The 21,436-nt window shown below is 68.3% G+C and carries 19 protein-coding genes and 1 pseudogene; 11 read left to right on the top strand and 9 right to left on the bottom strand.

Annotated features, from left to right (window positions below; all coding sequences use genetic code 11):
* The first annotated feature begins 114 nt into the window (after positions 1–114).
* On the top strand, positions 115–687 hold the full coding sequence (locus AC1Z3W_RS04180; RefSeq protein ID WP_124835629.1) for an NADPH-dependent FMN reductase: 573 nt from the start codon (positions 115–117) through the stop codon (positions 685–687).
* A 29-nt stretch (positions 688–716) separates the two neighbouring features.
* Here AC1Z3W_RS04180 and AC1Z3W_RS04175 read toward each other — a convergent pair whose 3' ends face one another.
* The 4 genes from AC1Z3W_RS04175 to AC1Z3W_RS04160 are packed head-to-tail and all read right to left on the bottom strand — an operon-like array spanning position 717 to position 5,789.
* Positions 717–1,337: a DUF2894 domain-containing protein gene (locus AC1Z3W_RS04175; RefSeq protein ID WP_483507099.1), complete on the bottom strand. Its 621-nt coding sequence runs from the start codon at positions 1,335–1,337 to the stop codon at positions 717–719.
* Positions 1,334–1,978, bottom strand: a complete 645-nt coding sequence (locus AC1Z3W_RS04170; RefSeq protein WP_057925806.1) for an OmpA family protein — start codon at positions 1,976–1,978, stop codon at positions 1,334–1,336. The genes AC1Z3W_RS04175 and AC1Z3W_RS04170 overlap by 4 nt, the downstream gene beginning before the upstream one ends.
* 3 nt (positions 1,979–1,981) lie before the next feature.
* The gene (locus tag AC1Z3W_RS04165; protein ID WP_483507098.1) at positions 1,982–5,029 is read right to left on the bottom strand and encodes a DUF802 domain-containing protein; all 3,048 of its coding nucleotides are present in this window, start codon (positions 5,027–5,029) and stop codon (positions 1,982–1,984) included.
* A gap of 10 nt (positions 5,030–5,039) precedes the next feature.
* Entirely contained in the window at positions 5,040–5,789 is a 750-nt protein-coding gene (locus AC1Z3W_RS04160; RefSeq protein ID WP_175827282.1) for a DUF3348 domain-containing protein, read from the bottom strand.
* A gap of 776 nt (positions 5,790–6,565) precedes the next feature.
* On the opposite strand from AC1Z3W_RS04160, the gene AC1Z3W_RS04155 reads away from it, so the two are divergent.
* Complete coding sequence (locus AC1Z3W_RS04155; RefSeq protein ID WP_124835625.1) at positions 6,566–7,777, top strand: DUF1444 domain-containing protein; 1,212 nt, start codon at positions 6,566–6,568, stop codon at positions 7,775–7,777.
* Between the two features lie 221 nt (positions 7,778–7,998).
* Here AC1Z3W_RS04155 and AC1Z3W_RS04150 read toward each other — a convergent pair whose 3' ends face one another.
* Complete coding sequence (locus tag AC1Z3W_RS04150) at positions 7,999–8,637, bottom strand: LysE family translocator (protein ID WP_057925810.1); 639 nt, start codon at positions 8,635–8,637, stop codon at positions 7,999–8,001.
* Positions 8,638–8,809: 172 nt separating this feature from the next.
* Between AC1Z3W_RS04150 and AC1Z3W_RS04145 the strand changes: the two genes are divergently transcribed.
* Both AC1Z3W_RS04145 and AC1Z3W_RS04140 read left to right on the top strand, forming a co-directional pair.
* The gene (locus AC1Z3W_RS04145) at positions 8,810–9,274 is read left to right on the top strand and encodes a GNAT family N-acetyltransferase (protein ID WP_057925811.1); all 465 of its coding nucleotides are present in this window, start codon (positions 8,810–8,812) and stop codon (positions 9,272–9,274) included.
* Between the two features lie 8 nt (positions 9,275–9,282).
* Positions 9,283–9,873, top strand: a complete 591-nt coding sequence (locus AC1Z3W_RS04140; protein ID WP_483507097.1) for a hypothetical protein — start codon at positions 9,283–9,285, stop codon at positions 9,871–9,873.
* A 66-nt stretch (positions 9,874–9,939) separates the two neighbouring features.
* On the opposite strand, the gene dctA is transcribed toward AC1Z3W_RS04140, so the two are convergent.
* Positions 9,940–11,307 (bottom strand): C4-dicarboxylate transporter DctA, encoded by a 1,368-nt coding sequence (gene dctA / locus AC1Z3W_RS04135; protein ID WP_175827281.1) that lies wholly within the window; start codon positions 11,305–11,307, stop codon positions 9,940–9,942.
* Positions 11,308–11,469: 162 nt separating this feature from the next.
* A complete protein-coding gene (locus tag AC1Z3W_RS04130; protein ID WP_057925813.1) occupies positions 11,470–12,636 on the bottom strand; it encodes a mandelate racemase/muconate lactonizing enzyme family protein in 1,167 nt (388 codons plus the stop codon).
* A gap of 129 nt (positions 12,637–12,765) precedes the next feature.
* Between AC1Z3W_RS04130 and AC1Z3W_RS04125 the strand changes: the two genes are divergently transcribed.
* The 5 genes and pseudogenes from AC1Z3W_RS04125 to AC1Z3W_RS04105 all read left to right on the top strand — a co-directional run bounded on the left by AC1Z3W_RS04125 (position 12,766) and on the right by AC1Z3W_RS04105 (position 17,958).
* A complete protein-coding gene (locus AC1Z3W_RS04125; protein WP_057925814.1) occupies positions 12,766–13,725 on the top strand; it encodes a LysR family transcriptional regulator in 960 nt (319 codons plus the stop codon).
* A gap of 257 nt (positions 13,726–13,982) precedes the next feature.
* Positions 13,983–15,359: an FAD-containing oxidoreductase gene (locus tag AC1Z3W_RS04120; RefSeq protein WP_175827280.1), complete on the top strand. Its 1,377-nt coding sequence runs from the start codon at positions 13,983–13,985 to the stop codon at positions 15,357–15,359.
* 14 nt (positions 15,360–15,373) lie between these two features.
* Positions 15,374–15,655 (top strand): annotated as a pseudogene (locus tag AC1Z3W_RS04115) (zinc-binding dehydrogenase); the annotation flags it as partial.
* Between the two features lie 160 nt (positions 15,656–15,815).
* On the top strand, positions 15,816–17,045 hold the full coding sequence (locus AC1Z3W_RS04110; RefSeq protein ID WP_483507096.1) for a cyanate transporter: 1,230 nt from the start codon (positions 15,816–15,818) through the stop codon (positions 17,043–17,045).
* A gap of 142 nt (positions 17,046–17,187) precedes the next feature.
* Complete coding sequence (locus tag AC1Z3W_RS04105) at positions 17,188–17,958, top strand: ABC transporter substrate-binding protein (RefSeq protein WP_483507095.1); 771 nt, start codon at positions 17,188–17,190, stop codon at positions 17,956–17,958.
* A 211-nt stretch (positions 17,959–18,169) separates the two neighbouring features.
* Here AC1Z3W_RS04105 and AC1Z3W_RS04100 read toward each other — a convergent pair whose 3' ends face one another.
* Both AC1Z3W_RS04100 and AC1Z3W_RS04095 read right to left on the bottom strand, forming a co-directional pair.
* Positions 18,170–18,553, bottom strand: a complete 384-nt coding sequence (locus AC1Z3W_RS04100; RefSeq protein ID WP_057925818.1) for a hypothetical protein — start codon at positions 18,551–18,553, stop codon at positions 18,170–18,172.
* Between the two features lie 289 nt (positions 18,554–18,842).
* Complete coding sequence (locus tag AC1Z3W_RS04095) at positions 18,843–19,010, bottom strand: hypothetical protein (RefSeq protein ID WP_160327443.1); 168 nt, start codon at positions 19,008–19,010, stop codon at positions 18,843–18,845.
* A gap of 158 nt (positions 19,011–19,168) precedes the next feature.
* Between AC1Z3W_RS04095 and AC1Z3W_RS04090 the strand changes: the two genes are divergently transcribed.
* Positions 19,169–19,579 (top strand): VOC family protein, encoded by a 411-nt coding sequence (locus AC1Z3W_RS04090; protein WP_483507094.1) that lies wholly within the window; start codon positions 19,169–19,171, stop codon positions 19,577–19,579.
* A 261-nt stretch (positions 19,580–19,840) separates the two neighbouring features.
* On the top strand, positions 19,841–21,403 hold the full coding sequence (locus tag AC1Z3W_RS04085; RefSeq protein ID WP_175827277.1) for a methyl-accepting chemotaxis protein: 1,563 nt from the start codon (positions 19,841–19,843) through the stop codon (positions 21,401–21,403).
* Positions 21,404–21,436 lie beyond the last annotated feature (33 nt).

Genomic DNA, 21,436 nt, shown 5'->3' with positions numbered 1-21,436 from the left:
ACGATGTGCGCGACGCCGGCCCGGCACCCGGCACCCGATGCCCGATGCCCGATGCGATAATCCATCGGATCCGCGCGACGCCGCCGCGCAAGCCCCTTGCCGACACGCTCCTCGATGGCTACCGAACCCCAAACCGATTCCGAACGCCGCATCGACATCGTCGCGCTGTGCGGTAGCCTGCGTGCGCAGTCGTACAACGCGGCGCTGCTGGATGCGGCGGCACGCGTCGCGCCGCGCGCAATGCGCATCACGCGCTTCGATCGTCTCGGTGAATTTCCGCTGTTCAATCCCGACGCCGAATATCCGTCGCCGGCCGCGGTGCGCGACCTGATCGAGCGGCTGAACGCGGCGGACGGCGTGCTGATCGCGAGCCCGGAATACGCACACGGCGTGACGGGCGTGATGAAGAACGCGCTGGACTGGGTCGTGGGATGCGAAGCCGTGGTGTACAAGCCGGTCGCGGTATTGAACGCGTCGCCGCGCGCAACGCATGCGGACGCGGCGCTGCGGGAAACGCTGTCGGTGATGTCGGCGTGCATCGTCGAGCGCGCGTCGATCACGCTGCCGATCCTCGGCAGCCAGCTCGATGCGGCGGGCATCGCCGCGCATCCGCCATTCGCAACGGCGCTGACCGATGCGTTGCTCGCGCTGCGCGGGGCGATCGACGCGCAGGCGCCGAACCGCTAGACGACGACCGGCGCGGCTGAAAGCATGCGTTATCGCGCCTTGGTGCGCGTGGTCTTCTTCGCCGGCTTCGCCAGTTTCGCGGCCTTCGCGCGCGGCGCTTCCTTCTCCGGCTGCGCGCCGCCGCCGGCCAGATCCTCGAGCCACGCCAGCGCATCGATGTACGACATGAATTGCTGCAGGTATTCCGGCGACAGTTCGCGCATCGTCGCGAGCGACCGATGCACGAGGCTGTTCGAATTGAGCGGCCCCGCGTTGCGCGGCACCTGGTCGAGCGACTGCCGGTACTGCTGCTCCGTGCGGACCTTCGACCACATCGTGCGGAAATAGTCGATCAGCTCGGGATCGACGCCGCGCCGGTCGGCCTGCGCATCGCGCGCGAGCTGCGCGACGAGCCCGCCGAGCAGGCTGCGAGCCGGCGCGTCGGGCGCGCTCGCGGCAACCGCTTCGCCGGCTCGCGCGACGATCCGAGCAAAACCTTCCAGCAGCGTCGCGAGCCGCGCATCGAGCAACGCGCGCGCGTCGCCGTCGAGCGCGGCCGCGCGCTTCTCGAGCGCGTCGAGCCGATGAAAGCGCACCGGGTCGAGCCGGTCGGCGCCCTGCTCGCGCCACGCGTCGAGCGTCGCGCGCACATGCGTCGCGTCACCGGTCACTTCGCCTTCCCTCCGCTCGATGCGGTCTTGCGCGGCACCGGCGCGATCTCCACGCGACGGTTCTTCGCGCGACCTTCGTCGTCCGCATTCGAACTGACCGGCTGCTCGGAGCCGAACGCGGCCGCGAACACCGACGGCGCCGGCACGCCGGCGTCGATCAGCGCACGCGTAACCGTCAGCGCGCGCTTGGCCGACAGTTCCCAGTTGTCCGTGAACAGGCGGTTGCCCGCGCGCACCTGCTGGTCGTCGGCAAAGCCGCTGATCATCAGGATCTCGTCGCGCGTCTTCAGGTAGGCGGCCAGCGGCCCGGCCAGCGTCCTCAGCAGATCGCGGCCCTCGGGCTGCAGCTGATCGGAGTTCAGTGCGAACAGCACGTTGCCGCTGATGCCGATCCGGCCGTTCACGAGCGTCACGCGGCCGGCCGCGAGCGGCCCGGCGAGCGCCTCCTCGAGCGACTTGCGCTGTTGCGCTTCCTGCTGGCGCGCGCGCACCGCTTCCTCGAGCTTCGACGTGAGCTGCAACTGCATGCCGATCACGCCGACGAGAATCAGCACGAACGCGCCGAGCAGCACCGACATCAGGTCGGCGAACGCGGGCCACACCGGCGCGGCCGGCGCGCCGTCGTCGATTTCGTCATGCATGCGTCACGCTCCGACCGATGCCCGCCGTCCGGCGATCTGCTGCAGGTCTTCGACGATCTGCTTCTGCGACATCATGCTCAGGTCGATCACCTCGCGCGCCTGCGCGACGTAGTACTCGAGCTGCTCGTCGCTGCGCGCGAGCGATTTCTCCAGCGCGGCCTCGATGCGTTGCAGATGGTTCAGCAGCTTGTCGTTCGATTCGCCGAATACCTGCACGGCCGCACCGAATGCATCGCCGAGGCTCGCGACCTCGACGGCGCCCGCCGTGACTTGCGCGGCCACCGAATCGAGCTTGCGCGTTTCGGCATCGACGGTGTCGTTGAAGCGTGCGCCGACACGATCGAGCAGGTCGGCCGACGTGCTGACGAGCGCGTCGATCGCGGTGCGCTGTTCGGTCGATGCGTGGTTGACCGCGCCGAGCAGCGTCTCGAGCGTCGCGAGCAGGCGGCTGCGCTCCTCGAGCATCGCGGTGTCGCGCACCATGCTGTCGGACAGGCGCTGGCGCAGCTCGGCGACGACGTCGGCCGCGGCCTTCGGCGCTTCCGATGCAGCCTGCACGAGGCGCGAGATTTCGTTGATCGTGTCGCTTGCGTGCACCTGCGCCTGTGCGGTGATGTCGTTCGCGGTGCGGGCCAGCGTGTCGCAGATGTCCTGCTGGCGCGTCGCGGCCTGTGCGCTCGTCTGCGCCCATTCGTCGCGTAGCGCGGCAGCCATTGCGGCAAGCGAGTCGTTCCATGCGGACAGGCGCTCTTCATCGCGCGCGGCCAGTTGCGTCTGCAAGCCCGCATGCGAATCGCGGATCGTCGACAGCAGGTCGTTCGAACGTTGTTCGAACGTGGACGCCTGTGCGGTCAGATCGCGCGTCGTCTGTGCGAGTGCGTCGCAGATTTCCTGCTGACGGCCCGCGCTATGCACGCCTGCGCGTTGCCATTCGTCGCCGAGCTTCGTGGCCATCGTGGCGAGCGAGTCGTTCCACGCGGACAGGCGTTCTTCGTCGCGTGCGGCCAGTTGCGTCTGCAGCCCCGCGTGCGAATCGCGGATCGTCGACAGCAGGTCGTTCGAACGTTGTCCGAACGTGGACGCCTGTGCGGTCAGGTCGCGCGTCGTCTGTGCGAGTGCGTCGCAGATTTCCTGCTGACGGCCCGCGCTGTGCACGCCTGCACGTTGCCATTCGTCGCCGAGCTTCGTCGCCATCGTGGCGAGCGAGTCGTTCCACGCGGACAGGCGTTCTTCGTCGCGTGCGGCCAGTTGCGTCTGCAGGCCCGTATGCGAATCGCGGATCGTCGACAGCAGATCATTCGAGCGTTGTTCGAATGTGGACGCTTGCGCGGTCAGGTCGCGCGTCGTCTGTGCGAGTGCGTCGCAGATTTCCTGCTGACGGCCCGCGCTATGCACGCCCGCACGCTGCCATTCGTCGCCGAGCTTCGTGGCCATCGCGGCGAGCGAAGCATTCCACGCCGACAGGCGTTCCTCGTCGCGCGCAGCCAGCTGCGTCTGCAGCCCCGCGTGCGAATCGCGGATCGTCGACAGCAGGTCGTTCGAGCGTTGTTCGAACGTGGACGCTTGCGCGGTCAGGTCGCGCGTCGTCTGCGCGAGTGCGTCGCAGATTTCCTGCTGACGGCCCGCGCTGTGCGCACCCGCACGCTGCCATTCATCGCCGAGCTTCGTGGCCATCGCGGCGAGCGAAGCATTCCACGCCGACAGGCGTTCCTCGTCGCGCGCAGCCAGCTGCGTCTGCAGCCCCGTATGCGACTCGCGCATCGCGGCAAGCGCCGCGCCCGAATGCCGCTCGAACGTCGCGGCGGCCTCGCCGAGCGCCTGCGCATGCTGGCCGGCCAGCGTCTCGCCGACCTGTTCCTGGCGCGCGAGTGCGTCGCGCCATGCGTCGGACAGGCGGCTTTCGGTCGATTCGAGGCGCGTCGCGACGCCGTCGAGCAGGTCCGTCGAACGCTGCGCGAAGGTGTCGGTGAACTGGCCGAGCGTCGTCTGCAACTGCTGCGCGACGGCGTCGCCCGCGCGGCGCTGCTCGTCGAGCGCGCGGTTCCATACGGCCGTCACGTCTCCGGTGGTCTTCTCGAAGCCGTCCGTCAGCCCGTCGAGCTGACGCTGCACGGCCCCCGTCACGGTGTCGCGCAGCGCGGCCATCTCCTGCGCGAGCCCCGTCATCGTCGCCGCGACGACCGGCTGCAGCGCGGCACCGGCCACACGCGCGCTCTCGACGGCACTCTCCTTCAGCGCGTCGCCGACGTTCGATGCCAGGCCCGCATACGCGCGCTCGGTTCGATCGAAGAACGCCTGCTGGCTCTCGATCTGGCGATCGTGCAGCGCGACGCTGCGCGCCTCGAGCGTCGTCATCATCGTCTGCAGCCGGTCGACCAGCGCCGGCATCACATCGGCCTGGCGCTGCAGCAGCCGGAACGATTCGTCGCGCTGGTGCGCGGACGAGTGCACGCGCAGCGTCGTCGCGATCTTCGCGTCGAGCTGCTGGCCTGCGTCGATCCGTTCGCGGCGCACGAGCGCGGACAGGAGGCCGAGCATCGCCGACGTCGCGACGCCCGCGATCGACGTGCCGAACGCGAAGCCGAGGCCCTTCACCGGTGCGATCAGCGATGCGCGGATCGCGTCGAGGTCGGTCGCGCTTTCGAGCGCGGCGCCCGTGCCCTTCAGCGTCACGACCATCCCCAGCAGCGTGCCGAGCATGCCGAGCAGCACGAGCAGGCCGACGAGATACGGCGTGAGCGCCGGGCCCGGCAGTGCAACGCGCGCACCGTCGACACGCGCACGCACGGCGGCGCGCAGGCCCGGGGGCAGCGTATCGAGCCACGTGTCGAGCTTCGCTGGCGGCTCGGTCAAGCCAGCCACCGCGCGCGACAGCGTGGCGGTCGCCTGCCGGTAGCGCAGCAGTTCCCATGCACCGGCGACGTAGCACGCGCCGATCAGCAACGTGACGGCCGTCGCGAGCGGGTTCGACGCGACATAGCCGACACCGATCCAGCACACTGCGAGCAGACCGGCGATGAAGACAACGAGATCAAGACGAATTCTGGACATAGCGTATCGATTAGCAGGTACGAAGGGCCGCAAGCAGCCCGTCTACCGTTTGAAACCGGACTTCGAGTTCCGCGAGCAGGATGCTTCGCATCTCGTCGCGGAACGTGTCGAGCCACGTGCCGGGCACGATCGCCGCGGCGGACGGCGCATCGCCCTCGGCACCGGCATCGGCCGCCGCTTGCGCGTCGGCCAGCGCCTGCCGTTCCGTGTCGCGCAGCCGCTCGAAGCGCGTGGCGAGCAGCGCGGGCACGGCGGACAGCAGGCTGCGCTCGCGCGCGCCGAGCACGCGCTCCATGATCGCGTCGAGCGTCGCGAGCCGCGCCATGCCGGACGAGCGCGCGGCGAGCGCGACCCGCAGGCGGCCGCGCAACTGGCCGATCGCGGTCTCCATCTCCTGCTGCAGGGACAGGCAGCTCTGGCGGAAGTCCGCGAAATCGGCCGTGTCGGCGGGCGGCGGCGGCATCTCGCCGGGGCGCCGCCGCGTGGGTGGGCGGTGGGCGGCCGTGATCGCCTGCGCGAGGTCGTGGCGCACGCGCGCGCAGTCGCGCTCGGCGTCGTAACCGCGCACGCCGGCCGCGACGCCGGGCGGGTTCGCATTCAGCGCGGACGACAACGTGATCGCGTCGGTCCAGCCGAGCCACTGGCTCAGGCGGTCCGACAGCGTCTGCCGGGATTCCGCGACGTCGGCATCGGTCAGGCGCGCGAGCAGCCGGACGAGCGTCGGGCCGCTCAGTGTCGGGCGCGGGGGAGCTTGCACCATGCTGCAAACCGTCAAAAAAGGCAGCAGTTTACACGTCGTCGGGAGGTCGACCGCCAGAATCGGGCTAGCGGCCCACCCCGGCACGCCGCGCAACCGGCGCGAACGCCCGCCGCACAAGGCTCGCGGGCCGATCGCCGGGATCGCGGACAGCGCCCGCGCGGCCCCGGCGATGCGCCCGGCCGCCTGCCCGGGCTGCCTTGGGGCTGCCTGGTGCTGCCTCGGGGGCGCCTCGGGGTCGCTCCGGGGTCGCTCCGGGGTCGCTCCGGGGTCGCTCCGGGGTCGCTCCGGGGTCGCTCCGAGGTCGCTCCGGGGTCGCTCCGGGATCGCTCCGAGGTCGCTCCGAGGTCGCTCCGGGGTCGCTCCGGGGTCGCTCCGGGGTCGCTCCGGGGTCGCTCCGGGGTCGCTCCGGGGTCGCTCCGGGGTCGCTCCGGGGTCGCTCCGAGGTCGCTCCGAGGTCGCTCCGAGGTCGCTCCGAGGTCACTCCAGGGTCGCTCCAGGGGCGCCCCGGCCGACGCCGCCCCGCTCCGACCCGCACCAGCCGGCCACGGTCGCCCGCGTACGACGCCGTCACGGACGTGCGGTACCATCGCGACACCCGCCACGCGATTCGCACCCGATGCGGACCCGCGCCGCCACGCAGCCGGCGCGCGGGCCGCCGGACGCGCAACGGATATCCGGCCGATATCCGCGGGCCGCAGGCGGCGCCCCGGGAAACGGGTGCCGCCGCCCATGACAACGACAGACCAATGACAGGCGGGCCCGCCCGACCGCACACGATGCTTTCAGACTTCGTCGCGCGCCTGCGCGAGCGCTTCAGCAAGCCACCCACGCGGCAGGACTTCGCCGAACGCCTGATCGCCGCGCTGCGCGCGACCGGCGACACGCGCGAGTGGCTTCACGAGGACGACAAGGGCCGTCTCGTGCAAGCCGATGTCCCGTCGAACATCATCAACCTGCACAACCTGTTCCGCGACTACGCGGCCGCGACACCGGCCGAGCGCGAAGCGACGCTGAAGCGCCAGGCGAACGCGATGATGCAGCACGAGATTCCGGCGAACTTCGCGGACGTCCGCGCGCGGCTGCGCCCCGTGATCCGCAGCGCGACCGAGCGCGGCGCGGTCGCGCTGCAGTTGGCCGGACAGCCCGGCGCGTCGGAGGTGGCGTTCCGGCCGCTGTGCGAGAACCTCGAGATCGGCATCGCGTACGACGGCGAATTCAGCGTCGCGCGGTTGACGAGCGCACGGCTCGCCGAATGGGGCGTCAGCTTCGACGACGCGTGCGACATCGCGATCGACAACCTGCGCGGCGCGTCGTCGGCGCCATGGGCCGCGTTGCGCGACGGCGTGTTCCTGTCGCAGTTCGGCGACTACTACGACGCGGCGCGGCTGCTGCTGACCGACCTGCTGCACCGCCAGCCGATCTCCGGCGCACCGGTCGTGATGACGCCGAACCGCGCCGTGCTGCTGCTCACCGGCGAGCGCAACGCGGCCGGGCTCGCGACGATGGTCGAACTCGCCGAACAGGCGCGCGCGCAACCGCGTCCGCTGCCGCCGCTGATGCTGCGCTGGGACGGCGCCGCGTGGCGGAATTTCATCCCGGCGGGGCTGGAGGCGAAGCTGCACGCGCTGCGCGTGGACGAACTCGCCGGTGATTACCAGGATCAGCGGACGCTGCTGGACGGCCTGCACAAGCGGGACGGCACCGACATCTTCGTGGCAACGTACACCGTGTACCGGCGGCAGAACGGCGAGCTGTTCAGCGTCGGCGTATGGAGCGACGGCGTGCCGACGCTGCTGCCCGAGACGGACATCGTCGTGCTGTACCGTGAAGCGACGCGACAGTCGGCGCACGTGCCGATGGCCGTGCTGCGGGACGCATGCGGCGACCTGATGACGGCCACCGCGCACCGGCCGGTGCGGTATGAAGTGACGGCGTTTCCGGATGAAGCGCGGTTCGCGGCGCTGATCGAACGGTTTCCGGCGGTGTGACGCGCGCTTGGCGCGGGTCGGGGGTTGCAGGACGCGGGTCGGGTGGGTCGGGTGGGTCGGGTGGGTCGGGTGGGTCGGGTGGGTCGGGTGGGTCGGGTGGGTCGGGTGGGTCGGATGGGTCGGGTGGATCGGGCTGGGCCGTCACCCGCCGGAATGACCAGCCGTGGCCGCATGCCCGCCAGGCATGACACGGCGGTGCGCCCCGGCGACACCGCCCGTCGTCAGATCCCCGCCTTCGGCGCGTTCAGGATCAGCCGCAGCCCGAGCAGCGTGATCGCGCCGGCCGCGACGCGGTCGACCCACTTCTTTCCGCGCAGGTAGAGTTCGCGCGGCCGGCGGGTCGAGAAACACAGCGCGACGATCGTGTACCAGCCGAATTCGACGCCGAACACGAGCGGCGGCAGCGCCAGGTAGCACCACAGCGGCGGATGCTGCGGTAACAGCGCCGCGAAGATGCTGCCGTACCAGATCGCCGTCTTCGGGTTGCTCAGCTGGGTCGTGAGGCCCGTCCAGAACGACTTGCGCGCGCTGCCGGCGGCGACGCCCTGCGGGTCGTCCATCGCGATCGGCCGGTCGGCGCCGCGCCAGATCTTCGACGCCATGTAGATCAGGTACGCGCCGCCCGCCAGCTTGAGCCCCACATACAGCCATTCGACCGCCTGCAACAGCGTATAGAGCCCGGCGAGCGCGACGCCGCCGAACGCGATCCCGCCAACGCCCATGCCGAGCGCGGTCGCGAGTCCGTCGCGGCGCGACAGGCCGATCGAATTGCGGGCGACCAGCACGAAACTCGGGCCCGGAATCATCGCGCCGAGCCACAGCGCGGCCAGAATGGCGAGTACGGCAGCCGATGCAGTCATCGAAGTCTCCTTGGTCAGCGACGCCGAAGCGCCGGCGCCTGCGTGTCCTGCGTGTCGTCTTGTGTCGAATTCCGACGGTGAAGGCGATGATTCTGGCACGCTTCGCGGGCCGCCGAAAGCACCCGCGCGCTGCTATGCTGGCTGCCGTTCCCGCCCTCCCGCGCCACCCGCCATGATCGAGATCCGCGCCGCCCGCTATCCCGACGATGCCGCCGTCGTCGAAGCGATCTTCCGCAAGTACATCGCGAGCCCCACCGTCAGCCTCGCGTTCCAGGACTACGAGCCCGAACTCGCCGCACTGCCGGGCAAGTACGCGGCACCGCGCGGGCAATTGCTGCTCGCGTGGCACGGCGAGCGCGCGGTCGGCTGCGCGGCGTTTCGCGAAATCGACGCGGCGACGTGCGAGATGAAGCGCGTGTACGTGCGTCCCGAAGCGCGCGGGCTGAACGTCGGCCGCCAGCTCGTCGAACGGCTGCTGCGCGATGCGCAGGCGGCCGGCTATGCGCGGATGTGTCTCGACGTGCTGCCCGAATTCGTCGCCGCAAGGCAACTGTATGGTTCGCTCGGCTTCACACCCGCGCCGCCGGTAACGTTCAACCCGGTGCCCGGTACCGAGTTTCTCGGGCGCGATCTGTGATCGGCGCGATGCGCACGCCGGCCGGGGCGGTTTGTCGTGCCCTCGTTCCGCTGTTCGCCGCGTGGTGCTGCCACGCGCAGGCGGCGCCGCTGCTGCCGCCATCGATCGCCGCGCAGTTGCCGGCCGGCTATCGGCCGTTCGTCGCGCAGCCAGGCCCGCCACTCGGCAACGGGCTGCACAGCCTGCTCGTCGTCGTGCATCGCGCGACCGATACGCGCGAACAGCCGTCGCCGCGGCCGCTCCTCGTCTACGAGGAACAGGCCGACCATACCTATCGGCTCGCCGCGCGCAACGACGGCGTCGTGCTGCGTGCGAACGATGCGCTGCAGTGCGATCCGTTCGATCCGCAAGATGCCGCCGACGGCGGGATCGCGGTGAAGGGACGCTATTTCACGGTGCAGAACGACGTCGCATGCGGACAGCACTGGAGCGACTACGTCACGTTCCGCTACGACCCGCGCACGCAGGGTTGGGTGTTTTCCAGCCGGATCTACACCGAATCGTTTCCGCTCGATCCCGACAAGCCCGATGTCGTCAGCGCGGTGCGGGCCGATCCGCGCAAGCCGGTTTCGTTGAGCCGGTGGAAACGCAAGGAATGAAACCCGCGCACGGCAAGCATGCGCAGGTTTCGTCATGCGCGTGTCCGTGTTCCTGACACGCCGCGACTAGCGCAAATTCGATTGCATGCCCGGCGCGCTCGCCTGCGCGTGTCGCTCCGGCGCCGGCGGGCCCGCGTCGTGTTCGTCCGCGACGATCGACTCCAGGCCGGCGCGACGGTCGAGCACGGCGCGTGCCCTGTCCATGTCCAGCGCCCCTTCCCAGCGAGCCACCACCACCGTTGCCACGCCGTTGCCGATCAGGTTGGTCACGGCGCGCGCTTCGTTCAGGAAGCGATCGACGCCGAGCAGCAGGACGAGGCCCGATACGGGCACCTGATGCATGGTCGACAAGGTTGCCGCGAGCGCGACGAAACCCGCGCCCGCGACGCCCGCCGAGCCCTTCGACGTCAGCAGCAGCACGCCGAGCAGCAGGAGCTGATCCCAGATCGACAGATGGATATTGAATGCCTGCGCGATGAACAGCGACGCCATCGTCAGGTAGATCGCGGTGCCGTCGGCATTGAAGGTATAGCCGGTGGGCAGCACCATCCCGACGACCGGACGCGAGCAGCCCATGCGCTCCATCTTGAGCAGCATCTGCGGGAGCACGGCTTCCGTCGACGCCGTGCCGAGCGTAATCAGGATCTCGTCCCGGATATAACGCAGGTATTTCCACAGCGACAACCCGCACATGCGCATGACGAGGCCGAGCGCCACGGCGACGAACAGGATCGACGTGAGGTACAGGCATAGCATCAGTTGTCCGAACTGCGCGAGCGTGCCGATGCCGTACTTGGCGATGGTGAACGCCATCCCGCCGAATGCGCCGGCGGGCGCGACAACCATCACAATGCGCACGACCCCGAACATCCCCTGCAGGAACATGTCCAGCATGTCCACGAGCGGCGCGGTCCTCGGGCCGAGCTTGGCGAGCGCGATCGCGAAGATGACCGAGAAGAAGATGATGGGAAGTATCTCGCCGTTCGCAAAAGCCCCGACGACACTGCCCGGCACGATGCTCATCAGGAAATCGAGCGTGCCGTGATGCTGCGCCGCATGCGTGTAGCTGGCGATCGCGGCACTGTCGATCTTCGCCGGATCGGCGTTCATCCCGCTGCCCGGCCGGATCAGGTTCACGACCACCATCCCGACCACGAGCGCGACGGTGGACGCGGCTTCGAAATACAGCACGGCCTTGACGCCGACCCGGCCGGCCTCATGAAGATCGGTCATGCGCGCGATGCCGACCACGACCGACGCAAAGATGATCGGCGCGAGCAGCATCCGGATCAGCTTGATGAACAGGTCGCCGAGCGGCTTGAGCTGGGCGCCGATATCCGGGTAGAAGTGTCCGACGAGGATGCCGGCGACGATGCCGATCAACACCTGGACGTAGAGTTTGGAAAGCGTTCTGCGAATGCGTGATGCCAGCATGTTTGTCTCCTGTGCATGACGTCCTGTTTTCGGAAAGCGCCCGCGTGCCGGCGATGCAGCCCATCGCCCCGAACGCAAACACCGGTTCCGCCTGCCCGACTGATTGTTGTGTGATGTGATGCGGTGCGCCGTCGAGCGGCCGGCGCACCGTGCCTGCACCGCTTATGCGGACAGCTTGCGCATTTCCGCGTACAGGTCGGCCTTGCCTTCGAAGCCGATGCCCGGCAGGTCCGGCATCGTGATGTAGCCGTTGTCGACCTTCACGCCGTCGGGGAAGCCGCCGTACGGCTGGAACAGGTCCGGGTACGACTCGTTGCCGCCGAGGCCGAGGCCGGCCGCGATATTGAGCGACATCTGGTGACCGCCGTGCGGAATGCAGCGGCTTGGCGACCAGCCGTGCTGGCGCAGCATGTCGAGCGTGCGCAGATACTCGACGAGACCGTAGCTCAACGCACAGTCGAACTGCAGCCAGTCGCGGTCGGCGCGCATGCCGCCGTAGCGGATCAGATTGCGGGCGTCCTGCATCGAGAACAGGTCCTCGCCGGTCGCCATCGGCTTGTCGTAGTAATTGCGCAGCGTCGCCTGCAGCTCGAAGTCGAGCGGATCGCCCGGCTCCTCGTACCAGAACAGGTCGTATTGCGAGAGCGCCTTCGCATACCGGATCGCGGTGTCGAGATCGAAGCGGCCGTTGGCGTCGACGGCGAGTTTCTGGCCATCGCCGAGCACGCTGAGGATCGCGTCGATGCGGCGCAGGTCTTCGTCGAGCGATGCGCCGCCGATCTTCTTCTTCACGACCGTGTAACCGCGGTCGATGTAGCTGCGCATCTCGTCCTTCAGCTTCTCGTGATCCTGGCCCGGGTAGTAGTAGCCGCCCGCCGCATAGACGAAGATCCTGCGATTCGGCCGGCCTTCTCCGTAGCGGTCCGCCAGCAGCTGGAACAGGGGCTTGCCCTCGATCTTGGCCACCGCATCCCACACCGCCATGTCGATCGTGCCGATCGCGACCGAGCGCTCGCCATGGCCGCCCGGCTTCTCGTTGGTGAACATCGTCGCCCAGATCTTGTGCGGGTCGAGATTGTCGCCGGCATCGTTGACGAGCGAATCGGGGTCGGCTTCGAGAATGCGCGGGATGAAGCGCTCGCGCATGAGCTTGCCCTGGCCGTAGCGGCCGTTCGAATTGAAGCCGTAGCCGACGACCGGCTTGCCGTCGCGGATCACGTCGGTGATCACGGCGACGAGGCTCAACGTCATCTTGCTGAAGTCGATATAGGCGTTGCGGATCGGGGAGCTGATCGGTACGGTTTGTTCGCGAATCTCGACGATTCTCATGGCGGCGTCTCCTGGACTGACACGTTTGCGGGCTATTTCGATTGCATGCACGTTGCTGCAACGAGACGGAGCATAGTCTGCGGAGTGCGCCCTATAATTCACCTCAATTCATTTCATTTTTTACCAAAAGTGAGAACTGATTCGACCTCCGATTTCGAGTTCTTCGTCCAGCTCGCCAAACTGAAAAGCCTGTCGGGCGCGGCCCGCTCGCTCGGGATCACGCCTCCCGCGGCAACCAAGCGGCTCGGCATTCTCGAAGACCGCTTCGGCAAGCGGCTGGTCAACCGGACCACCCGCAGCGTCAGCCTGACGCCGGAAGGCGAGATGTATGCGCGGTACGCCACGCAGATTCTCGACCAGGTGCGCGAGATGGAGGACGCGATCGCGGGCACGCCCGCGGACCCGCACGGGCGGCTGCGCATCAATGCGACGCTCGGTTTCGGGCGAACGACCATCGCGCCGCTGGTGTCGGAATTCGCGAAGCGCTATCCGAACGTCGATGTCCAGTTCGTGGTCACCGATCGCCCGGTCGACCTGGTCGAAGGCGCATTCGACATGGCCATCCGCTTCGGCGAGTTGCCGGACCAGCGCTTGAGGGCGCGCCGCCTGATGAGCAATCGCCGGTTCCTGTGTGCGTCGCCGAAGTATCTGGAGCGCAACGGTGTGCCGCAGTGCAAGGAGGATCTCGCACATCACCGCTGCATCATCCACACGCAGAACGACGATGCGTTCGGCGTGTGGCGCTTCATGCAGGAGGATCATCTCGAGGCGCTGAAGGTGAGCGGCTCGCTATCCAGCAACGACGGCGACATCGTGCTGCGCTGGGCGCTCGACGGTCATGGCATCCTGATCCGCTCGGAGTGGGATCTCGCCAAATACATCCAGAGCGGCAGACTGCGTCTCGTGCTGCCCGACGTCGTCCTGCCGTCCGCCGACCTGTTCGTGTACTACCCCGGGCAACGCAACGAATCGACGCGTGCCCGCGCGTTCATCGACTTTCTCGTCAAGCACTTCGAAGCGCCGTTTGTGCCCGTCGACGTCGGCAAGGCGGCACCGGAGCGCAAGCGCGCCGGGCGGTCGAAGCGCTGATGCGCCGCCGGCCCTCGGCCCTTCCTGTCGCGGGCACTCGATGCAGGGACACATCAAGGGGACCGCATTGTCCCGCGGCGGGCAGCGACCCTCCCGACCGTGAATGCACGAGGTTCCGCCTCTCGCGCATCCATGCGACTCCCACGCCCCCGCCAACCGGTCTACCATAAACGCTCGTCGCTGTTCGGGGCGCGCGCCGGCGCGGCATGCGGCTTGCGCGTCCCCCTTCCCACGTTGAACCAGCGCAGGAGGACGTCATGACGCAACACTTCGACGCGATCGTCATCGGCACGGGCCAAGCCGGGCCGCCGCTCGCCGCGCGGCTCGCAGGCACCGGCCTGAAAGTCGCGATCGTCGAACGCGGCCGCTTCGGCGGCACCTGCGTGAACACCGGCTGCATTCCGACCAAGACGCTGATCGCAAGCGCATACGCCGCGCAGCTCGCGCGGCGCGCGCAAGAATACGGCGTGTCGGTCGGCCCCGTCAGCGTCGACATGAAGGCCGTGAAGGCGCGCAAGGACCGGATCTCCGGCCGCTCGAACCAGGGCGTCGAACAATGGGTGCGCGGGCTCGACAACACGACCGTGTTTCAGGGTCATGCCCGATTCGAGCGCCCCGACGCGGTGCGCGTGGGCGACGACCTGCTCGAGGCCGACCGTATCTTCATCAACGTCGGCGGCCGCGCGCAGATCCCGAAGATGCCCGGCCTCGATTCGGTGCCGTACCTGACCAACTCGACGATGATGGACGTCGACTTCCTGCCCGAGCATCTGGTGATCATCGGCGGCAGCTACGTCGGGCTCGAATTCGGCCAGATGTACCGTCGTTTCGGCTCGAAGGTCACGATCGTCGAGAAAGGTTCGCGCCTGATCCATCGCGAGGACGAGGACGTGTCGCAGGCCGTGCGCGAGATTCTCGCGAACGAAGGCATCGACGTGCAGCTCGATGCGAACTGCCTGAATGCGCGGCGCGACGGCGACGGTATCGTGGTCGGCCTCGACTGCGCGGGCGGCGGCCGCGAGGTCGCGGGGTCGCACCTGCTGCTCGCGGTCGGCCGCGTGCCGAACACCGACGATCTCGGGCTCGAACAGGCCGGTGTCGCGACCGACTCGCGCGGCTACATCACGGTCGACGACCAGTTGCGCACCAACGTGCCCGGCATCTGGGCGCTCGGCGACTGCAACGGGCGCGGCGCGTTCACGCACACTGCGTACAACGACTACGAGATCGTCGCGGCGAACCTGCTCGACGACGATCCGCGCAAGGTGTCCGACCGCATCACCGCCTATGCGATGTACATCGATCCACCGCTCGGCCGCGTCGGCATGACGCTCGCGGAAGCGAAGCAGACCGGTCGCCGGCTGCTGGTCGGCACGCGGCCGATGACGCGCGTCGGACGCGCGGTGGAGAAAGGCGAGAGCCAGGGTTTCATGAAGGTGATCATCGATGCGGACAGCCATGCGATTCTCGGTGCGTCGATCCTCGGCGTGACCGGCGACGAGGTCGTGCACGGGCTGCTCGACGTGATGGCCGCCGGCGCGCCGTACACGACGATCAGTCGTGCGATGCATATCCACCCGACCGTGTCGGAGCTCGTGCCGACATTGCTGCAGGATCTGCATCCGGTCGATTGAAGGACGGCGGGCGCGCGCATGCGCTCGTCCGGCATCCGGCGAACCTGTCGTTCGAGGAAGCCGCGGCCACGTGGATGATGTTCGTCACCGCATGGGGCGCGCTGATCGAGCTCGGCGGGCTCGAGCGCGGCGACGCGCAGCGGCTCGAACGCGCGAAGCGCTTCATCGTCGACGTGCTCGCGGCCGGCGCGCTGAAGCCGTCGATCGATCGCACGTTCGCGTTCGACGACATCGCCGAAGCCCATCGGTACATGGAAGCCGGTGCGCAGGTCGGCAAGATCGTCGTGACCGTCTGAGCATTGGCGCGACGGGTGCGCCGACCGTCAACGGCGGAACACCGCGCCATCGCATTCCGCACTGATACCCAGTCGAATATTTAATTTTCCCCCGGGCAGGCGGGCCTTTACCCTTTCGGCATCGCATCACAGGGCCACCGGCCCCCCCTGGAGCATTCCGATGACCGACCCCGGCACCGCACAAGCCGTTCCCCGCCCGCATGCGGCTTCCGTGTCCTATGGCGCGCTCGCGCTGCTGGTGCTGGCCGGCCTCAACCTGCGTCCGTTCCTGACCGCGTTCGGCCCCGTGCTCGATCTCGTGCGCGCCGACACCGGCCTCGGTTTCCGCGCGGCCGCGCTGCTGACCACGCTGCCGTTCGTGCTGATGGGCGTCGTCGCCGGCATCGGCGTCGGGCTCGCGCGGCGTGTGGGCGAGCAGCGCGCACTGATCGCCGCGCTGGCGCTCATCGCCGCGGGTTGCACAGCGCGCCTGTGGGCCGGCAGCAGCACCGGGCTGGTCGTCACCGCGATCGTCGCGGGCGCGGGCGTCGCGGTGGTCCAGTCGCTCGCGCCGGGCCTCGCAAAGCGCTGGTTCGTCGACCGCCTGCCGCTCGCGATGGGCCTGTATTCGGCCGCGCTGGTCGGCGGCGGCGCGTTCGGCGCGGTCGCGAGCCCGTGGCTCGCCGCGCACGGCGGCTGGCATCTGTCGCTGTCGGTATGGGCCGTGCCCGCACTCGTCACGCTCGCGCTGTGGCGCGCGAAGGCACCGCGCGACGCGGTGCATGCGGCGGCGGCATCGGCGCCCGTCACCGCGTTCGCGCGGGTCGCCCGCGCATGGCTGCTCGCGCTGTTCTTCGGCCTCAGCAACAGCGGCTACGCGAGCCTCGTCGCCTGGCTGCCCGCGTTCTATCGCAGCGTCGGCATGAGCCCGCAGGCGAGCGGCAACCTGCTCGCGTGGATGGCGCTGTTCCAGGCAGCCGGTGCGCTCGCGATGCCGATGCTCGCGAAACGGTCGCACGATCGCCGCCCGGTGCTGTGGCTCACGCTCGCGTTGCAGGCGGCCGGCTTCGTCGGCTTCGCGACGATGCCCGCGCTCGCGCCGTGGCTGTGGGTCGCGACCGTCGGCCTCGGGCTCGGCGGCTTCTTCTCGATGAGCCTGATCGTCACGCTCGACCATCTGCCCGACGCGCGACTCGCGGGCGCGCTCGCCGCGTTCGTGCAGGGCGTCGGCTTCCTGACCGTCGCCGCAAGCCCCTGGCTGATCGGCTGGCTGCGCGACGCGGGTGGCGGCTTCGCGATCGCGTGGTGGATGCATATCGGCGTGATCGCGTCGATGGCCGCGTTGAACGCCGCGTTCTCGCCCGCCGGCTACCGGCGCAGCATGGCGCGCATCACCGGCGCCGCGCGCTGACTCGCCCGATTCCCTGATCGGAACGCCCGCCGGCATCTTCCGGCGATCGTCCACGCCGCCCGCGCATGGCCGGGCGCGGGCCGTCACGCCTGCCGGCCGCACATTCGCTTCACCACCCACGACATCAATCATGGAGACAGTCATGAAAAAGCTCGTCATTGCCGTCGCGCTCGCGCTGACGGCAGGCGCCGCCGCCGCGAAAGACCCGGCCGTCCTGCGCCTCGGCGTCGATCCCAGCTATGCACCATTCGAATCGCTCGCGCCGGACGGCAAGCTCGTCGGCTTCGACATCGATCTCGGCAACGCGATCTGCGAACGCATGAAGGTGCGCTGCGTGTGGGTCGAGAATGCGTTCGACGGGATGATTCCGGCGCTGAAGGCGCGCAAGTTCGACGGCGTGCTGTCGTCGATGAGCGTGACCGAGAAGCGCCTCGCGCAGATCGCGTTCACCGACAAGATCAACAATGTGCCGCCGCGCCTCGTCGCGCGGCGCGGCTCGACCCTGCAGCCGACGGCCGAGTCGCTGGCCGGCAAGAGCGTCGGCGTCGAGCAGGGGTCGACGCAGGAGACCTATGCGCGCACGTACTGGGAACCGAAGGGTGTAATCGTGCGCACGTACCAGACACAGGACCTCGTCTATCAGGACCTGATTTCCGGCCGCCTCGACGCATCACTGCAGTCGTCGGTGCAGGCCGATCTCGGCTTCCTGAAGACCGCGAAGGGCGCGAACTTCGAGTTCGCGGGGCCGCCGCTGCATGATCCGAAGACGCTTGGCGTCGGCTCCGCGATCGGCGTGCGCAAGGATGACGACGCACTGCGCACGCAGATCAACCAGGCGCTCGCGAGCCTGATTCAGGACGGCACGTATCAGCGAATCGCGAAGAAGTACTTCTCGTTCGATATTTACAACTGACGGACGCGGGCGGGCCATGCAAAGGGGCGTCGTGCGCGACGCCGCTTCTTCGTTTCAGGCAACCGTGGCAACGCCCTCGAGCCGCACGAACGTGCGGCGCTACAGGGGCGCGCATTCATTGCGCCGGAACAGGATCGACAAGCGCGCCGGCCGGCAGGCAAATGCAGTGGCATTGCCCGCGGCACGGCTGCACCATCGATCGTATCGGTGATTACGCCGCTCGCTGCAGCAAGTCCGTCGCGAAGGACTTCGCATGCGCGACGGCCTCTTGCGCGTCGGGGAAGACGCCGAGCTCTTCCCAGTGCTCTTCGGCCGCGTACGTTCCTTTCACCGCGAGCGCACGCTGAACGCGCAACTGCGCCGCATATCTGCCGTCTTCCAGTGGCCGGGCCGTCGCGACGACCTTGTGCGGAAGACCGGATCGTTCAGGCTGAACCAGCTCGACAGGGCCGCCCGCGCCGCCGATATCCTTCAATTCGTTCCTGGCGTTGCAGTCTGGACAGTAGAAGCACCAGCCCGCGTCTTCCTGACGGGACCTGACCTGCCCTCGAGCCAGCACGGCACGGCATTCAACGTTTTCGCAGATGAACGGCATGGCAGTCTCCGAAGTTGTTTGATGGAAATCCTAGCATGTACACCGGCGATCAACCATCGGCATCGACGGTGCCGCGGCTTCGGGCCGGCACGCGACGGCACGGCGGACCCGCATGCGCGTGAACGCGCGCGTTCGATATCCGTGGTGCCCGGCGGATAACGCACGTTGCAGCCACCCGTCAACGCAAGGAAAGGCGCATCGCGCACGGCGGAATGCACCTTCGTCGATCTGCACCGTCCCAGGCTTGCGACGGCCTTGCAATCAGGCAGCTTGCAACGGATGCAGCCACTCAGACGCCGTATCCCGCATCGCGCATCAACTGGCGCGACACCTCGCCGCGCGGGCCTTCCGCGTCGAATCGCGCGCGAAGTTTCGCGTCTGCCCGGCGGGCCACGCCGCGGGACATGGTCACAACGATCGCGAAAAGCGCAACCAGAAAGAAAACGATCAGCATCATGTTGCTCCTGACTGACCGGACCCGATATGTCCGGCGACGCCAGCATCAGACCGGATCGGGAGCCAATCGTTCGTGGCCCTTGATTCCGCGGATGCGCATCGTCCGGTCCCGGAGGACAATACCCTGCCCGCGCCAGTCGCTCCCGGAGGTCGTTCGACATGGTCAAGTTTCAGCCCGATGGATGGCATACCGTCACGCCCCGCATCATCGCAAGCGATCCGAAAGATCTCGTTGGCTTCATCAAGACGGTGTTTCTCGCGCAGGGCGAATTCCGCTCAGGGCTGCCTGCCGAAATCCGGATCGGCGATTCCGTCGTGATGGTGAGCGGCGACGACGGGTTGCGCGATCCGATGCCGGCGTTCCTCTATGTCTATGTCGACGATACCGATTCGACCTACCGGCGCGCGATCGCCGCGCACGCGACTTCGCTCGAAATCCCGGCCGACTTGCCGTACGGCGACAGGCGGGCGATGGTCAGGGATCCGTGGGGAAATACCTGGCAAATCGCCACGCATCAGAGCGACCTGTCGGTCGACGAGATCCGGTCGCGACTGGCGAAAGGCGAATAGCGGATAGCCGGCTGCGCGGACGATTCGGGTGAATCCCGATCGACGCGCCGTTTCCCGCGGCGACGCATCCGTTTTCCCGGCCCGTCCTGTCGGAATCTGCCTGATTTACGTCGCATGCGGATAAAAGTACGCCGCCAATCCTGCCGTTAACCCGTTCGCAATCCCGGCACCCCGCATTGCGCCGCGGTGCCCGTCGTCGTTCGTGATCCGGAATCCCTATCCGCCGTCGTCCGCCCTTCGGGCCGCCGGCAAGGAAACGTCATGCGAAAACTCACCATCCGCGGCGGACTCGTCGCGACCATCGCCGGCTATACGGCGCTACTCGTACTGGTCGTCGGCGCGTGCATCGCCGCGCTCTATGCCGGCAACAGTTCGCTCGAAGCGATGTACCGCGACGACACCGCGTCGCTGCTTCATCTGAAAACCAGCTCGGAGCGCATGCTCGTGCTGCGCGAGCGCGTGAGCGACGTCGCGCAGATCATCAGCGCCGGCCAGCCCGCGAAGGCGGAAATCGCGCAGCTCCACACGCTCCTCAAGCAGAGCAACGACGAACTCGACGCATACACGCGCCTGCACGCGCGCGACGCGGACGAGCAGGCCCTGTTCGACACGCTGCAAAACCGCCGCCGCACGCTGCTCGACCAGGTGTTCCTGAAAGCGATGTCGCAACTCGATCACGACAACGCATTCGACTTCCTCGACACGCACCGCACCGCGCCGCCGGCTCTGTTCACGGCTTACCAGGACGCGATCGACGCGCTCGAATCGTTCCAGGTCGCGCGCCAGAAGGCGCGCTACGACGCGGCCGGCGCACGCTTCCAACGGATCGTGTGGGCGATGGCGGCAGTCGCCCTGTTCGCGCTGATCGTCGGGTTCCTCGCGCAGCGCGTGCTCGCGAAGGCGATCATCGAGCCGATCCATCTCGCCGTCGACCACTTCGACAGGATTTCGAAAGGCGACCTGACCGGCACGGTCGTCATTCCCGGCAAGAACGAGATGGCGTACCTGCTGAACGCGCTGAAGCAGATGCAGGACGGCCTCGTCGAAACCGTGACCCAGGTGCGCACCAGCACGGAGACGATCGTCGGCGACGTCCGCACGATCGCGAGCGGCAACGTCGACCTGTCCGCGCGCACGGAACAGCAGGCCGTGTCGCTGCAGCAGGCCGCGGCCAGCGTGGAGCAGTTGACGGCAACCGTCCGCCAGAACGCGGACAACGCGCGCGATGCACGCACCTACGCGGAAGGTGCGGCCGGTATCGCATCGAGAGGCGGCGATGCGATGCAGCGCGTCGTCGAAACGATGTCGGCGATTTCGCACAGCTCCGCACGGATCTCCGGCATCGTCGGCGTGATCGAGAGCATCGCGTTTCAGACCAACATCCTCGCGTTGAACGCCGCGGTCGAAGCCGCGCGCGCGGGCGAACAGGGGCGCGGCTTCGCGGTGGTCGCGACCGAGGTGCGCGGGCTCGCGCAGCGCTGCGCATCGGCGGCGAAGGAAATCCGCGAGCTCATCGGCAACTCGACGCAGCGCGTCGAAGACGGCAGCGGTCTCGTCGCGCTCGCCGGTTCCGCGATGACCGAACTCGTCACCGCGGTCGAACGCGTGAATGCAATCATGAACGAGACCAGCATCGCATTTGACGAGCAGACCTCCGGCATCGAGCAGGTGAATGCCGCCGTGATCCAGATGGAGCAGACGATGCAGCGCAACGCCGCGCTGGTCGAGGAAGCGGCTGCCGCGGCGCTGTCGCTCGAGGATCAGAGCACGCGGCTCAGCGATGCCGTCGCGCAATTCCGGGTTGGTGAAGCGGCCGTGGCGTGATGGCGGCCGGCCCATCGGCCGGCCGCACGCGGT

The sequence above is a fragment of the Burkholderia sp. 10_S31 genome (assembly GCF_056930375.1).
The sequence above is the reverse complement of the archived record's forward strand: the minus strand, read 5'-3'. Positions and strand labels throughout refer to the sequence as shown.